Origin of the sequence: Paraburkholderia sp. BL6669N2, assembly GCF_003387275.1 — a bacterium.
GTDB lineage: Bacteria > Pseudomonadota > Gammaproteobacteria > Burkholderiales > Burkholderiaceae > Paraburkholderia.
This window is the reverse complement of the sequence record NZ_QUNA01000002.1, coordinates 3,055,694-3,070,700: the sequence shown is the minus strand read 5'-3', so window position 1 is coordinate 3,070,700 and position 15,007 is coordinate 3,055,694. Positions and strand designations below refer to the sequence as shown.

Sequence of the window (15,007 nt, the reverse complement as noted above, 5' to 3'; positions counted from 1 at the left end):
CCGATCACTTTGCAGGGGGTGCTGGTCCAGCGAACGGGCACGGCGACGGCTAGTAGTAAACCTTATTTATATATCCGAATGTACGGACAATACTTCCACATCCTTCAAGAGCAAGCTTCTAGACGGAGCAAGCCCACGTACTCCCCACTTTGAAGGAACTTTGCTGCTGGAACCGCTTTTAACACCCATTAGATCAGTGGAGACGGGATGAAAAGAAAGGTGGTTGGACTCGCGGTGGGATTGATGTGCGAGCATGCGTTTGCACAAAACAGTGTGACGCTATACGGCATGCTCGACAACGGGATCACATACGCGACGAACGCTGGCGGAGCCCGTCAACTGATGCAGCAGTCTTCCATAATGCGTGGCAATCGTTGGGGCATGACAGGAAAGGAGGATTTGGGCGGTGGTCTGAGAGCGATTTTTACAATCGAGGGTGGACTTAATCTCGAGAATGGAACGGCAGCACAGGGAGGGCTAGAGTTCGGTCGGCAAGCGTTTGTTGGTCTCGCAAATCGGTTCGGCACGATCGCACTGGGTCGTCAGTATGACTTCATCGTTGACTACGTCGGTGCTTCGTTCTCGTCGTCGCTTTATAACACGTCGTATGCATTCCACGCGGGAGACATCGACCGTTTGTCCGGCCAGCGAGCTGATAGTGCAATAAAGTTGTATTCGGCTAATTTGAGCGGCTTCACGTTTGGAGCAATGTACGCGTACGGAGATCCTTCTACGCGCTCTCCCGACACCAACCGCGTCGTCAGTTTTGGCGGCCACTTCGAACGTGGTGGATTTTCCGCAGGTGCGGCCTATACAGCGGTCTATGATCAGGCGATACCGCTTGCAACCGTATTCGGTGTGACGTCCTTATTCGGAAAAACAATCGGTGCAGTAAATCCGAAGACTGGCGTAATTGCCGGACCGTCAATTAATGTCGACCGTACGCAAACGATCGCACTGGGTGCCGGCTACAAATGGACTAAATTCACGCTGCTCGGATTAGTGACGGGCAACAAGCTTGTGATCGGGACCAACTCGGGCAATTTCATGACCTATGAGGCGACTGGAAGTTACAGCCCATCGCCGTTTTTCTTTATTGCGGCCAGCTATGCATTCGAGACTTTTCAAGGCGAACGATACGGGATGGCTGCCGCGACGATCGACTATCGGCTCTCAGTGCGCACCGATCTCTACGCTGCGTTGGTCAATCTACGAGGATACGACGGCGCGGCTGCCGCGATTCACGCTATTACGATCTCAAGTTCAAATATGCAGACTGTGTTTCGAGTAGGAATCCGACACTTGTTCTGATTTGCTTATTCGTGAACATTGATTTATCGGCCACCGGAGGGGCAATTAAGGCATGAAAAAGCGAAGCAAAACTGATGCGATCGCCAGACTGCTCATGAGCGTCGGGGTACTGATCGGCTCGTCGCTACCTGCACTGGCGCAAGACGACTATCCGTCTAAGGTTATACGGATCATTGTGCCATCCAACGCGGGCAGTGGGACAGACGATAGCACCCGGCGCCTAGCCAAGTATCTGGCGGAGAGCCGTGGATGGCATGCTGTGGTGCAAAACTTGGGTGGGGCCAATGGCATGATCGCGGCCGAGGAGTTCACGCACACTGCGACTGACGGGTACACTCTGTTCGCCGGTGGGACGAGCGCGATGACGTATAGTCCGGTAGCTTATAAGGATGTGCGATACGACACGGTTAAGGACTTCACGCCCGTCGCACTATCGATCGTTGTGCCCGATACGTTGGTCGTTCCGGCCAAGTCACCCATCACTTCGGTCGCCGATTTGGTGGAGAAGCTCCGTGCTAATCCAAACAAGTATTTCTACGCCAGCTCGGGCGTCAACCGGGTGGCAACGGAACTGTTTCTACAAAATGCGCACCTGTCGGCTGTTAACGTAAACTATCGCAGCAGTCCCGCAGCGCTCACCGACCTAATCGGTGGTTCCATCAATTTCATGCTCGTCGATTCAATTGCAGCCAGTCCGATGATCCGCTCGGGCTTGATTCGCGCGCTGGCATTTACCTCGAAAAAACGTTTGAATGCGCTACCAGATGTGCCAACGATGACCGAGGCGGGTTATCCTGGCGTCGTCATCTATGAATGGAACGGCTTTTTCCTGCGTAAGGACGCGCCGGTCGAAGAGGTGAACAAGCTTCATCAAGCGATAGTCGACTATTACAAAACGCCCGCCGCACAGAAATACATCGACACCATCGGCGGCCAATACGAAGATATTACGCCTGGCGCTTTGAAAAAGTGGATCGCTGACCAGTTGCGTGAGAATAGGGCGATATATGCTCGTGCTGGTATCAGGCCGCAATAAATCATCAAATCGGCGGGAAGCGTCAATAAGCCTCATAAAAATGTCGAGATTTTCCTTCATCGAAACGGCAAGTAAATGCTTTTACAACGTTCATTGAGGTGTAGTCGTATATGGATCCAAGGCACGAAAGTGAATCGAACCGGACCGAGTCGGGATCTCAATCGCGTCCGCTTTCTGGAAAGTGCGCGGTTGTGACAGGCTCCGGGCGAAATATCGGTAGATCAATTGTGCTGAGCTTGGCTCGGCAAGGCGCCAATGTCGTCATCAATGGCCAAAGCGACACGGAGGCGATCGAGGCAGTTGCGGCGGACGCGCGTGCTTTAGATGTAGGCGCTATCGCAGTGCGCGCCAACGTCGGCGATGCCCACGAGGTCAATCGGATGATAGAGCGTGCGGCGTGTGAATTTGGAGGCGTCGATATCGCGGTATCAAATGTCTCGATGCGAATGCATCAATCGTTTCTTGATATCAGTGTTGACGATTGGAACCGAACGATCACAACGAATCTGAGTTCTGCGTTTTTTCTTGCGCAAGCATGCCTACCGTACATGGTGTCGCGAGGCTGGGGTCGCATCATCCATATTTCTGGGCGAGATGGATTCGCGCCGGCCCCCGGGCGGGCTGCTAATGTGACAGCCAAGGGAGGTGTACACGCGCTGGCGAAGGCGATCGCTGTGGAATTTGGCAACAGTGGAGTGACTGCAAATACGATCGCACCGGGCATCATCGATACACTCCGCGATTTCCAGCGATACCCGGACGCCGCGCAGACTTTTGAGGCGCGCCGCAAGCGTACCGCCGTCGGCCGGATCGGTAGGCCAGACGAAATCGCTGGTGCTTGCGCTTATCTCTGCTCCGTCGCAGCTGACTTCGTGACGGGGCAGGTACTGCACGTCAATGGCGGGGAATTGATTTATTAGCCGCTGACGCATTCACTGATCAAGTAACTCGGATTTTTCCACGTCCCAGGCGTGGTTCAGGAGGTTAGCCCAATGTACGAGAGAGACCAATCGACGTCGCCGACGGCCGCCCTTGCCACGTTTCTCGAGGAGGCGACGACGTCGCCGCTGCGCGCCGCTGTAATCGAGAAGACGAAGCACCATATCGTCGATACGTTTGCTGCCATGATTTCCGGCGCTCGACTGAATGTCGGCGTCTCCGCCCTGCGCGCGACGGATGCGCTGGCTGGTGCCCCCGATGCCACCACCATTGGAGCCCAGAGGCGCTTGCCAGCATACGCCGCGGGGATGATCAATGCGATGCTGGCGCATGCCGACGAGACGGACGACTCACACGAGATGAGCAAGTTCCATCCAGGATGTGCGATCGTTCCTGCAGCAATGGCGATATGCCAGCGCGACCGCCGTTCGGGAGCGGAAATGCTACGCGCCGTCGCTTGCGGCTATGACACAGGCGCGCGCATATTAGAGGCGCTCGGACCACTCGGTATCCATCAGAGAGGCCATTCGACACATGCATGCGGAAGCCTCTTCGGCGCTGGCGCGGCAGCCAGTACGTTGTATCGATTCGACGCGTCATCAGCAACACGACTGATCTCTTATCTAACCCATGAGGCGTCGGGGCTGAGCAGTTGGCTTCGTGATCGTGACCATATCCAAAAGGCATATGTATTTGGCGCGATGTCGGTCAAGAACGCTTTAATAGCGGCGGCAATCACGCACAGCGGATGGACGGGCGTCGAGTATTCCTTGGAGGGGGAAAGCGGCTTATTTTCGGTATTCGGTCAGAGCGGCGCCGGTCGCGGTCTGACTGAGCCGTTTTCCTTGGGCGACGAAATCCTACGCTCGAATATCAAAAAGTGGTGCGTTGGCTCGCCAATCCAAGCTGCGCTGGATTCGCTCGATGCGTTAGGCGAGTCGCTACCTTCTGCAGACACGGTTTCGAAAGTGTTGATACAGCTTCCGACTTTCGAAGCGACCATTGTGAATAACCGAGATATGGCCAGTATCAGCCTACAGCATCTCGTAGCATTATTCCTGGTCGACGGCGGGTTGACTTTCGATTCTGTGCATGATGTCGCACGCCTGACCGACCCGGTAGTGGTGGCTCTGCGTGACAAAATTTCCCTAAGTGGCAGTGAAGCTTTGCAGAATGAAGGTGGGCGCCAAGCAATCGTGACCGTGATCGATATCGCCGGCAGACAGGTCGAACATCGTACGCGCCACGTTCGGGGAACATGGGGCAACCCAATGCCTCGAGGGGAAGTTGATGACAAGGCGCGGGAACTGATGGAACCCATGTTGGGCCGGGATCGTACCGGTCAGTTACTAGAGAGGTTGTGGAACTTGGAAGACCTGTCTGCGGCTCAGCTGGATCAAGCCATTGCTTTAGCAACCTGAAATAATTTGACTGCGAGGATCCTGCTGGATAGGTTGTGGAGCCACTTCAAGGATCACTTCATATCAAGTTATGGCCATTGTCATGGTCGGATCCGATCATGACAGGGACTGGGATGATTGTCGTTGAGGAATTGCTGAATTGATACGCGTGGCGCCGGATCCGAAAGATATCACTGCGCGCGTCGTTCGAAATGCTGTCCGGCCTAAACGATAAGGTGTCTGCTTTATAAGCACCGCCGTCGTTCGGATAGCCCAATCGTGCCCGACCTAGATTGCTTGAACTACGAGGAGGTTTCAGATATGCAAAGGTTTGCTGACGAGACACGCAAGGATTACCTCGGCGGGGCACTCATGTTCTTGATCGGCCTCGGTGCTACGGTGCTGGGATCTAGGTACAGAATCGGTACGCTGACAGACATGGGGCCGGGCTTCTTCCCGGTTTCACTGGGCATCATACTGGCCCTTTCCGGTGTCGCGATACTGACCTTTGCGAAGCTGTTTGCGGTGATGGCGGTACAAAAGACGAAAGAAACGAAGCTGCATCTCGAATGGGTTGCTTATGTCTCGATTCTCACCGGTATCGGTGCATTCGGGGTTCTTGGAAAATATGGTGGTCTTGTACCTGCGACGTTTGCGATTGTATTCATTTCGGCGATGGGAGACCGAAAGAATACGTGGAAGAGTGCGCTGATTCTCTCGTTGTCGATGGTGACGCTGGCAGTCGTTGTATTCCAGTGGGGGCTCCAACTGCAGTTTCCGCTGTTTTCTTGGGGTTAAATGATGATCGGACAGTCGCTGAGTGATCTTTGGCATGGCTTCGGTGTTGCACTGGAACTGCATAACCTCCTGTGGTCGTTCATTGGTGTCCTGATGGGAAATTTGATTGGTGTGTTGCCCGGTATGGGTCCGCTCTCCGCTATTTCGATTCTGCTGCCGCTCACATATACGATGCATCCAATACCGGCCATCCTGATGCTGGCGGGCATTTTTTACGGCTCGCAATACGGCGGTGCGATCGGTGCAATCCTGTTGAACCTGCCATGTCATCCACCGCACGCGGTCACCTGCCTAGACGGTTATCCACTAACGAGAAAAGGAAAAGGGGGCACCGCACTGGGCATAACGATGATTTCGTCGTTCTTTGCCGCGTCGTTTGGAATCGTTGTGATGGTTTTCGCGTCTCCTTTGTTGGTGCAGGTAGCGTTCAAGTTCGGCCCCACGGAACTATTCTCGATCATGATACTGGGGCTACTGGCGGGCAGCACAATGTCGCGGGGTTCGCGCATTAAGGGCATCTCGATGACCGCGTTTGGGTTACTGCTCGGTGTGGTGGGCACCGACGTGAACAGCGGCATTACGCGCTATACATTCGGCCTCTACCCATTGTCCGATGGCGTCGAACTGGTAGCACTCGCACTGGGACTGTTCGGTGTTGCGGAGTTTCTGCGCAATGTGAACCGGATGAATGCGGTTGGCGGTAGCATCAATGTACGACTTCGGGAAATGCGCCCAAGTCGCGGGGAACTCAAGCAGGCGTTTCTGCCGATGGTGCGCGGTACCCTCATGGGGACCCTTTTCGGCGCAATTCCCGGCACGGGGCCGACGATCACCACGTTTCTTGCCTACGCGGTAGAGAAGAAGGTTTCGAAGACACCTGAACGGTTCGGTCATGGAGCACTCGAAGGCGTAGCTGCACCGGAAGCGGCATCCCACTCGAAGACCCAGGTGGACTTCATCCCGACAATGAGCCTGGGAATTCCTGGCGACGCAGTAATGGCGTTGATTCTCGGTGCGTTGCTGATTCATGGGATTCAACCAGGACCGTCACTAGTTACGGAGCACGCTGATCTATTCTGGGGGCTGATAGCCAGCTTTTGGGTGGGCAATATTTTGCTCGTGGTGCTGAATGTTCCGTTGATCGGTCTCTGGGTGAAGGTGCTGCAAGTCCCATACCGCTGTCTGTACCCTTCGGCACTGTTCTTTATTGCGGTGGGCGTTTACAGCACGCATAACAGTCTGTTCGCAGTGGGCGAAGTCTTGGTGTTCGGGGTGCTCGGTGCTGTATTCCTGGCGCTGGATTTCCCAATTGCTCCTATCCTCCTCGGATTCGTGCTCGGACCGCTGGTAGAGGAGAATTTCCGCCGCTCACTGGTGCTCTCACACGGAAACTTAACGGTCTTCCTGCACCGCCCGATCAGCGCAGCCTTCATATGTGTGTCAGCGCTGCTGATCCTGCTGCAGGTTGGCTTCACGTTTCGGGCTGTGATACGCAAAAGAAAGGAAAACAGGTTCCATCGGGCAGAGGCCCGCGATACAGAACAGCCGGTATAGCATTGATGCCGTAGAGCGGGCGGATGAATCCGGGTGTGCGGCAAGACAGCAGCCGCCAGCTTCAAAGTTTCTCACGGAAATGGTTCGACGCTGGACACGCAACTGAGCGATAAGCGTGGCGAGCAGTCAAATACAGAGGTAATGTAGTGTCATCAGCAGGGATAGGCGGGATCTGGCTTATCCTCGCGCCGCGACATGGGCGTTGCACGGTTCACAGCGGCTTACGTTCCAGCAGGGTGCCGCTAGTGATATCGCAGTCTGTTTTGCCTTGCCGGATAGGAGCACGGACTTTGCGGTCCTAGAACAATTTCAACCGCCGGTTGGCAATGGAAGCACCGTTCTACTGGAACGGTGCGTACCGACTTGAAAACACGAATCGCGCTCCCCCCGGCATTGCTGGCACGAATGCTTCGCCCCTTCTGCGGCGCCAATATGCTGCCCTCTCAAATGGCACACTGGTACCGCCCGCGACACGGGCGGTTGTACGAGGGGATCCCAACATAAGTGAGTTTCCATAGGGCCAAGGCAGAAGCCACGACGGGTACATGAATGATTCGGTGCAGATGGCGACGCTGACCGGTGCGAAAGCCCGATCATTCACGAATTGGCGCGCTGGCACAGATGCTACGTGAAATGGGGCGCGTCGACCGGTCGTTATAGTAGTATGACAATCTCCACGAGTTCCAGGTGTTACCCATGCAAACGGTTTCGTCTTCGGCGCTTGTACGCGGCAATGGGACGTCGCTACATCGGCAGTTGTTCATGACTCTGCGCGACCGTATTCTGCGCGGCGCTTATGCGCCGGGCCAAATCATTGGCACCGAGGGCGACCTGAGCCAGCAGTACGGCGTATCGCGAATTACCGTCAGGCGGGCCGTGATGGACCTGAAAGCGGAAGGGTTGCTTGAGAGCAAGCAGGGGCAGGGCGTGTATGTGCGCAACGATGTCTGCGTTGTGCGGCCTTCGGCGACGCTGAGTTTTCTCGAGTCGCTGCGCACGGTGGCCGACGAAACGAGCGTCAGGGTGCTGAGCTTCGAGAGATGCACGCCGCCGGCCGATATCGCGATGCAGCTGAACATCGATTCTGGCGCGGGCGCCACGCACACGCTACGACTGCGCGCATTGGGCGAGGTGCCGGTAATGGTGCTCGACACGTGGCTACCGGACCGGCTCGGAAAGAAATTGAACGCGCGTGTGCTCAGGAAGGCTCCGCTGCATGAACTGTTGATGAAGCAAGGGGTGCGCTTCGGTCGAGTGGTCGAGGAGTTCACTGCGATTGGCGCGGATCCCGATCTTGCGGGAACGCTGCATTGTGGCGTCGGGATTCCGCTCATCCGCATGACTCGTCTGATCTACGACACCGACCATCAGCCGGTGCAGCATCTGACGCTGACAATGTTGCCGGAACGTAGCCGCATCCTGACAGATGCTTCGATCGATACCAACGAGGGCGTGCATAGGCGTTATTTCGTCCATGGCGCTGGAGATCGGCTCGATAGTGAAGCGCAAGCGCACTCCGGCGGCGAACCTGTTTAGTGTTTGCGACGCCTCACACGGCGTCGACATATCGCTCGTCGGCATCGGTCAGCGCCAGCGAGCGCCCGACCTCAGCGATACCGCGTTGGATGCACAGCTCGCGGCATCGGATGCCCGTGCCTCACGTTAATAGTTGGGAGAGAGCTGACCCGTCGAGCTTCGCTGCGACGTCCCCTGCGTTTCAATACCGTTGACCCAGTAAGCACCACGAAATGTGCGCCACCTTGGCGCATTGCTCTCGCATCTAACGAAAACAAGCACCCTATCGTCGATAAGACCATGCTCTTGCACTGCTGGAGCATCAGCTTGGCAGTCGTCTCGCCACACATCTTCCGCGTAAACCCGCCTTCGATAATCATAAAAATATAATAATATTCCAATGGGGCCGCAGTAGCTGAAACGGACTGCAGCTCGCTGTTAGCTAAGCGCAAGTCCCTTTCATAAAAGAACGATTCAAGGAGCTGCATATGCCAGCGCATTCGCCGCAAAGCGCACCCTCGTCGCATCACTCGCATTCATCGAACACTGCATTTTCCGCCACCGCTGCCGGATCGACCGGTGCCGCGTCCGCTCTGACGATCGCGGTGGATAGTAAAGCACACGTTGTACAAGCCACGCCAGATACGCCACTGCTCTATGTATTGCGTAATGAACTGAATCTCACCGGCCCGCGATTCGGCTGCGGCCTCGCGCAATGTGGCGCATGCACGGTGCATCTGGACGGGGCGGCTGTGCGCTCATGCGTGGTTCCAGTCGCCGCAGCGGCAGGTCATCAGACCACCACGTTGCAAGGCCTTGCGCAAACCATCCCCGCAGAACAGCGTGTCGATGGTTTGCATCCGGTACAGCACGCGTTCATCGAAGAACAGGCGGCGCAGTGCGGGTACTGTATGAATAGCTGGATCATGAACAGCGCGGCGTTCCTCAAGCAGAATCCGCATGCGTCCGATGCCGAGATTCGCGCGGGCCTAACCGGACTCAAATGCCGTTGCGGAACCCATATCGCGATCTTGCGTGCCGTCAAACGTGCCGCCAAGGCCATGGCGTAATGCCCGCCCCGACCTGGAGATCGACATGCCCAAGATTGCATTGAAGGTTTCGCGGCGTCAGTTCCTCGGCACGGGCGGCGCTTTGATTGTGTCGTTCGCGTGGCCAACGCTCGCCAGCGCAACGACGGCGCCGGAGCGAGCGGACGTCGTCGCACATGGGGTGCCGCCCGATGCGGTGCTCGAACCGCAGAGGGCTCCCTGGCCTGCCACTCTGCCGCCGAACCAGCTCGACTCGTGGATCGCTGTGACACAGGATGGCGACGTGATTGCCAGCGTCGGCAAGATTGAGGCGGGCATGGGCATCAGCACCGCGTTCGCGCAAATCGTCGCTGAGGAGCTGGATGTACCGTTGTCGCGCGTCACCGTGAATATGGGCGATACAGCCACCACGGTCGATCAGCGCGGCACCGGCGGCAGCAACGGTATCGAAGATGGAGGCAAGTCCTTGCGTCACGCAGGCGCACGGGCGCGGCAAGCGCTGGTTCGCATGGCTGCGCAACATCTGCAAACGGACGAAGCGCAATTGACGGTGCGCGACGGCGTCGTACAGTCGAGGTCCGACGCGGCCAAACATGTCAGCTATGGCGAGCTGGTCGGCGGTGAACAGTTTCATGTGACGGTCGACGAACAAGTGCCGCTCAAGGATCCCGCAACCTATAGCGTCGTCGGGCAACCGGTACCGCGCATGGATATTCCCGCCAAGGCACGCGGCGAATATCGCTACCTGGTCGACCTGAAGCTACCCGGCATGCTGCACGGGCGTGTGATCCGGCCGCCGCAAGCCGGCGCAGAACTGGTCGAGGTGCCGCGTGGTCAGTCCTTTCGGGGCCTCGTTGCGATCGTGACACAGGGCAACTTTGTGGGCGTGGTATGTGAACGAGAAGAGCAGGCCATCAGCGTTTCCCGCGATTTGCAGATCAAGTGGACGGAGCCCGCCGCTGCATTCGATCCCGACTACGTCGCGTTGTATGCGCGCTTGCGCAACGAAGGCGCCGTGGTGTCCAAAACCGCGCAGAACGTGGGGGACGTCGATGCGGCAATGGCCGGCGCGCACACGAAGCTTGCCGCCGATTACGACTTTCCGTTTCATTCGCACGCAAGCATGGGACCGGGATGCGCGGTTGCCGACGTCAACGCAGAGCGAGCCGTCATCTGGGCCGCGGGCCAGAAGCCCTACCCGCTGCGCCGCGCGCTGGCGCAAATGGCGAATATGCCGTTGGAGAAGGTACGCGTCACATGGATGCCCGGCCCCGGCTCCTATGGAACAAACGATGCCGATGATGCAGCGATGGACGCGATGCTGCTCTCGAAGGCCGTGGGCCACCCGGTGCGCGTGCAATATATGCGCGCCGATGCGGTAGGCTGGGACCCGAAGAGTTCCCCAACCAGTTTCCGCATGCAGGGTGCGCTCGACCGTGACGGAAAGGTCGTTGCGTTTTCATATCTGGCGCGCGGGTATTCCAGCCTGATTCGTCCCGCCGGTACCGAAGTGGCCGGCGACACCTTGTCCGCGCAGTTGATCGGCGGCTTTCGCAACAGTGGTGCGCAGGCTTTTCAGTTAGCCGACGAGCATTATCAGTTCGACAACAAACGCCGGCGCAGCGACCTGCTCGATTGGGAACGCTCGCTTAGCACAGGGCTGCGCACTGCTCACCTGCGCGATCCGGACGGCATGGCAACGTGCTTTGCCAGCGAATGCTTTATCGACGAACTTGCCGCGGCTGCCAAAGCCGACCCTGTGGAATTTCGCCTGCGCTACCTGAAGGACGAACGCGACAAAGGCGTGATTCGCGCTGCCGCTGAAAAAGCCGGCTGGCAATCGCGTCCGTCTCCGAGGCCCGCGCAGCCCGGCAATGTGGCGACGGGGCGGGGCATTGCCTATGCGCCGCGCGGCAAGACCACGGTGGCACTGGTTGCCGAAATAGAGGTATATCGCGATACCGGACAGTTCCATGTCACGCGCTTCGTGGTGGCACACGACTGCGGCTATGTGATCAATCCGCGCAATCTGACCGGCACGATCGAAGCGAACCTGATGATGGGCATGAGCCGCGCCAAGTATGAGAGCGTGCGCTTCGACAGCCATCGCGTCGCCAGCGTGGACTGGCTCACATACCCGATCGCCGAGATCGCGGATGTGCCCGATGCGGTGGAAATCGTGATGGTCAACAACCATCCGGACCATCCTTCTTCAGGCGCGGGTGAGCCTGCCGGCAGGCCGATGGCAGCGGCGCTGTCGAATGCGTTGTTCGACGCTACCGGTATTCGCTTCAGGCGCGTGCCGTTTTCGGCTGAGGTGTTGAAGGCGGCGTTTGATAGGCAGGGGGCGACGGCGTAGGCAGGACCACCAATCCCAGGTGTTGGCGCGGAGCGAAGTAAAACCACAATCCGCTACGCGCCAACCTTATAAGGCCGCGTCACCACCTTAAGAAAGCGCCCAACAAGGTCATCGAAATACAATCCTCGGCCGCCGTTATGCTGGTACGTTTTCATGGAGCACCAAACTTCGGGGCAATAGTCAGCGAGCAGGAAAGCTCCTTAGAACGCTGTCGGTGTCTGCCGACACGGCGGGATATCTCAAACTGCTGACCTGGGCGAATTCGCTCGGTGACCTGCACCGCGCTGGTGTTGAAGGGACTGGCACGTATGGCGCAGCCTAGCTCGTCTATTGGGCGATCACGAGGTTGAGGTGCTGGAAGTCAATCGTCCCGACCGGGCAATGCGCCTCTCTCGTGGTAAGTCCGAGCCTACCGACGCCGAAAACGCCGCACGAGCGGTTCTTTGGTTCTTTCTGGAAGGGCGACGGCAATTCCCAAGGAACAGTCCGGCGCGGCCGAGGCGATGCGCGCTTTCTCTCTTGCCCGGCGCAGCGCCGTCAAGGCCCAGACGCAGGCGATCAATCAGTTGCGAGCCTTGCTCTGGTGAGCGCGCCGCAGGACATCCGCGAACGTCTTCTGAAGACCAAGACTGCCGAATGCGTTGCGAGCTGCACCACGCCTATGTTGCAAACGCTGACCACGACGTTGCGTTTGCTGGCGAAGCGCTGGCTGGCGTTGGCCGAGGAATTGAACGCGCTCGATGCCATGCTTCACCAGTTGACGAGGCAGCATGCCGGGCGGCTCCGATCGATTTGGTGTCGGCCCACAGACCGCCGCAGTATTGGTTGCCGTTGCGGGAGATAACCCTGAACGACTAAAGAACGAAGCTGCGCTGGCGGCGTTGTGCGGCACAAGTCCGTTGCAGGCATCGTCTGGCAAAACGGTCCGCAGTCCGATCTCCACCAGGTGGCGGCAGAGCCGATCGAGCACCTTCACATAGCGCAAGCGGGTGATCGTGCCGGGCGCGCAGCGGTTCTCAACATCGGCGAAGAACGCTTCAAGCGTTTGTGTGCTGAACGTGGCCAGATTGACCTGATGAGCGGCCATATGCCGCACGAAGCGGTCGAACATGGCGCGGTATTGCACGATCGAACGTGCCGCAAACGGCTTGCGGTCCGCGCCAGCGGCCTCCGTCGTTTGCCACTGGAGACGGGCTTGCGCGGGCTGGTCAAGCCACGAGGAATGATCGTCCATATCAGTTTGTATACAGGGTTGGCGTTCATCGCCCGACATGGCGAATCTGCGATTCGCCACCGAGTCCATAAGGGGAAGGGCTCTTCCCAATCTGTGCGCGCGCCCCGCGCTTCAATAGCAAGAAGCGAGGGCGCGACGGCTTCATGGTCAACTGCGCCAGCGTCAAACCAACCACGACGATCAAGGCGGAAATGCGGAAGGCTTCGCGGTCCTTGCCTTCGATCCAATGCGGCTCGCGACCACGGCCACTCCAGGTTGCGCCCGTCTCCGGGTTGCGGAAAAGCGATGTAGTGGGGGAGCGCTTCAACCGGCGCCCGCCGAAAATATCGGTCGCCGTGAAGCCAAAGTCAGCGCAATAGCTGCCCATTGGGACCGCGAGCGCAATGTCCGATTTACCCAAGTAGCAACTAAGCCAGCCAGAAAAGCGCTCTCACGAGCGCCACATAGGCGGGAATCGGAGAGTGCCATGACTGGCTGCCGGTTTCATTTTTTGAGGCGATGCGCGAAGAACGCCAGGATTTCGTCGCGCGCCCCAATGTGCGCGTCTGCGTGGCGATCTCTTCGGCATAGGCGGGTTCGCCGTCCAGAGAGCAAAGACGACGATGACGCATCAGGGCCGATGGCCAAGCTACGATAGAGCGTGGCGCGAAACGCAGCATCGATGTCATCGATGACGCCATGCAGTCCCACGGCCGATAGCTGTCGACATAGGAAACCAGTCCTGAGATTCTCAAGTACGCACTATGAGTCGTTGCTCAGGTTCGGTCGCGTAGTTCTCCGTCGTGGCTATGGTAATCAAAGCACGCTCGGCAACTTTGGCACAGATGCTGCATAAAGCGCGTCGACCGGTCGTTATAGTAGTATGACAATCTCCACGAGTTCCAGGTGTTACCCATGCAAACGGTTTCGTCTTCGGCGCTTGTACGCGGCAATGGGACGTCGCTACATCGGCAGTTGTTCATGACTCTGCGCGACCGTATTCTGCGCGGCGCTTATGCGCCGGGCCAAATCATTGGCACCGAGGGCGACCTGAGCCAGCAGTACGGCGTATCGCGAATTACCGTCAGGCGGGCCGTGATGGACCTGAAAGCGGAAGGGTTGCTTGAGAGCAAGCAGGGGCAGGGCGTGTATGTGCGCAACGATGTCTGCGTTGTGCGGCCTTCGGCGACGCTGAGTTTTCTCGAGTCGCTGCGCACGGTGGCCGACGAAACGAGCGTCAGGGTGCTGAGCTTCGAGAGATGCACGCCACCGGCCGATATCGCGATGCAGCTGAACATCGATTCTGGCGCGGGCGCCACGCACACGCTACGACTGCGCGCATTGGGCGAGGTGCCGGTAATGGTGCTCGACACGTGGCTACCGGACCGGCTCGGAAAGAAATTGAACGCGCGTGTGCTCAGGAAGGCTCCGCTGCATGAACTGTTGATGAAGCAAGGGGTGCGCTTCGGTCGAGTGGTCGAGGAGTTCACTGCGATTGGCGCGGATCCCGATCTTGCGGGAACGCTGCATTGTGGCGTCGGGATTCCGCTCATCCGCATGACTCGTCTGATCTACGACACCGACCATCAGCCGGTGCAGCATCTGACGCTGACAATGTTGCCGGAACGTAGCCGCATCCTGACAGATGCTTCGATCGATACCAACGAGGGCGTGCATAGGCGTTATTTCGTCCATGGCGCTGGAGATCGGCTCGATAGTGAAGCGCAAGCGCACTCCGGCGGCGAACCTGTTTAGTGTTTGCGACGCCTCACACGGCGTCGACATATCGCTCGTCGGCATCGGTCAGCGCCAGCGAGCGCCCGACCTCAGCGA

13 protein-coding genes are annotated in these 15,007 nt (G+C 57.9%); 11 read left to right on the top strand and 2 right to left on the bottom strand.

Annotated elements, in window-relative coordinates; all coding sequences use genetic code 11:
- Window positions 1–207 precede the first annotated feature (207 nt).
- From B0G80_RS36225 to B0G80_RS47515, 10 genes are all read left to right on the top strand, one after another.
- Complete coding sequence (locus B0G80_RS36225; protein WP_116122523.1) at window positions 208–1,311, top strand: porin; 1,104 nt, start codon at window positions 208–210, stop codon at window positions 1,309–1,311.
- 52 nt (window positions 1,312–1,363) lie between these two features.
- Window positions 1,364–2,347 carry a tripartite tricarboxylate transporter substrate binding protein gene (locus tag B0G80_RS36220; RefSeq protein ID WP_116122522.1) on the top strand — a complete coding sequence of 328 codons (984 nt, stop codon included), beginning with the start codon at window positions 1,364–1,366 and terminating at the stop codon, window positions 2,345–2,347.
- Window positions 2,348–2,457: 110 nt separating this feature from the next.
- Entirely contained in the window at window positions 2,458–3,267 is an 810-nt protein-coding gene (locus B0G80_RS36215) for an SDR family NAD(P)-dependent oxidoreductase (RefSeq protein WP_116122521.1), read from the top strand.
- Window positions 3,268–3,339: 72 nt separating this feature from the next.
- Window positions 3,340–4,707 carry an MmgE/PrpD family protein gene (locus tag B0G80_RS36210; RefSeq protein ID WP_116122520.1) on the top strand — a complete coding sequence of 456 codons (1,368 nt, stop codon included), beginning with the start codon at window positions 3,340–3,342 and terminating at the stop codon, window positions 4,705–4,707.
- Window positions 4,708–5,007: 300 nt separating this feature from the next.
- Window positions 5,008–5,484, top strand: coding sequence for a tripartite tricarboxylate transporter TctB family protein (locus tag B0G80_RS36205; RefSeq protein ID WP_116122519.1), 477 nt, complete (start codon window positions 5,008–5,010; stop codon window positions 5,482–5,484).
- Between the two features lie 3 nt (window positions 5,485–5,487).
- Window positions 5,488–7,038, top strand: a complete 1,551-nt coding sequence (locus B0G80_RS36200) for a tripartite tricarboxylate transporter permease (RefSeq protein WP_116123855.1) — start codon at window positions 5,488–5,490, stop codon at window positions 7,036–7,038.
- 696 nt (window positions 7,039–7,734) lie between these two features.
- Window positions 7,735–8,574, top strand: a complete 840-nt coding sequence (locus tag B0G80_RS36195) for a GntR family transcriptional regulator (protein ID WP_116122513.1) — start codon at window positions 7,735–7,737, stop codon at window positions 8,572–8,574.
- Window positions 8,575–9,041: 467 nt separating this feature from the next.
- Window positions 9,042–9,623, top strand: coding sequence for a (2Fe-2S)-binding protein (locus tag B0G80_RS36185; protein ID WP_116122517.1), 582 nt, complete (start codon window positions 9,042–9,044; stop codon window positions 9,621–9,623).
- A gap of 25 nt (window positions 9,624–9,648) precedes the next feature.
- On the top strand, window positions 9,649–11,961 hold the full coding sequence (locus B0G80_RS36180; RefSeq protein ID WP_116122516.1) for a molybdopterin cofactor-binding domain-containing protein: 2,313 nt from the start codon (window positions 9,649–9,651) through the stop codon (window positions 11,959–11,961).
- A 770-nt stretch (window positions 11,962–12,731) separates the two neighbouring features.
- Window positions 12,732–12,941, top strand: a complete 210-nt coding sequence (locus B0G80_RS47515) for a transposase (protein ID WP_258879153.1) — start codon at window positions 12,732–12,734, stop codon at window positions 12,939–12,941.
- Window positions 12,942–13,220: 279 nt separating this feature from the next.
- On the opposite strand, the gene B0G80_RS36165 is transcribed toward B0G80_RS47515, so the two are convergent.
- Together B0G80_RS36165 and B0G80_RS36160 are read right to left on the bottom strand one after the other, a co-directional pair.
- A complete protein-coding gene (locus B0G80_RS36165) occupies window positions 13,221–13,562 on the bottom strand; it encodes an H-NS family nucleoid-associated regulatory protein (protein ID WP_116122515.1) in 342 nt (113 codons plus the stop codon).
- A 40-nt stretch (window positions 13,563–13,602) separates the two neighbouring features.
- Complete coding sequence (locus tag B0G80_RS36160) at window positions 13,603–13,863, bottom strand: hypothetical protein (protein ID WP_116122514.1); 261 nt, start codon at window positions 13,861–13,863, stop codon at window positions 13,603–13,605.
- A 226-nt stretch (window positions 13,864–14,089) separates the two neighbouring features.
- Here B0G80_RS36160 and B0G80_RS36155 point away from each other — a divergent pair, with 226 nt between their 5' ends.
- The gene (locus tag B0G80_RS36155; RefSeq protein ID WP_116122513.1) at window positions 14,090–14,929 is read left to right on the top strand and encodes a GntR family transcriptional regulator; all 840 of its coding nucleotides are present in this window, start codon (window positions 14,090–14,092) and stop codon (window positions 14,927–14,929) included.
- Window positions 14,930–15,007 lie beyond the last annotated feature (78 nt).

Bases quoted from the DNA above. Each gene is read 5' to 3' on its own strand.
- B0G80_RS36225 (WP_116122523.1), top strand. From the start codon at position 208: ATGAAAAGAAAGGTGGTTGGACTCGCGGTGGGATTGATGTGCGAGCAT.
- B0G80_RS36210 (WP_116122520.1), top strand. From the start codon at position 3,340: ATGTACGAGAGAGACCAATCGACGTCGCCGACGGCCGCCCTTGCCACG.
- B0G80_RS36155 (WP_116122513.1), top strand. From the start codon at position 14,090: ATGCAAACGGTTTCGTCTTCGGCGCTTGTACGCGGCAATGGGACGTCG.
- B0G80_RS36180 (WP_116122516.1), top strand. From the start codon at position 9,649: ATGCCCAAGATTGCATTGAAGGTTTCGCGGCGTCAGTTCCTCGGCACG.
- B0G80_RS36195 (WP_116122513.1), top strand. From the start codon at position 7,735: ATGCAAACGGTTTCGTCTTCGGCGCTTGTACGCGGCAATGGGACGTCG.
- B0G80_RS36160 (WP_116122514.1), bottom strand. From the start codon at position 13,863: ATGACATCGATGCTGCGTTTCGCGCCACGCTCTATCGTAGCTTGGCCA.
- B0G80_RS36165 (WP_116122515.1), bottom strand. From the start codon at position 13,562: ATGGGCAGCTATTGCGCTGACTTTGGCTTCACGGCGACCGATATTTTC.
- B0G80_RS36200 (WP_116123855.1), top strand. From the start codon at position 5,488: ATGATCGGACAGTCGCTGAGTGATCTTTGGCATGGCTTCGGTGTTGCA.
- B0G80_RS47515 (WP_258879153.1), top strand. From the start codon at position 12,732: ATGCCGGGCGGCTCCGATCGATTTGGTGTCGGCCCACAGACCGCCGCA.
- B0G80_RS36215 (WP_116122521.1), top strand. From the start codon at position 2,458: ATGGATCCAAGGCACGAAAGTGAATCGAACCGGACCGAGTCGGGATCT.
- B0G80_RS36220 (WP_116122522.1), top strand. From the start codon at position 1,364: ATGAAAAAGCGAAGCAAAACTGATGCGATCGCCAGACTGCTCATGAGC.
- B0G80_RS36205 (WP_116122519.1), top strand. From the start codon at position 5,008: ATGCAAAGGTTTGCTGACGAGACACGCAAGGATTACCTCGGCGGGGCA.
- B0G80_RS36185 (WP_116122517.1), top strand. From the start codon at position 9,042: ATGCCAGCGCATTCGCCGCAAAGCGCACCCTCGTCGCATCACTCGCAT.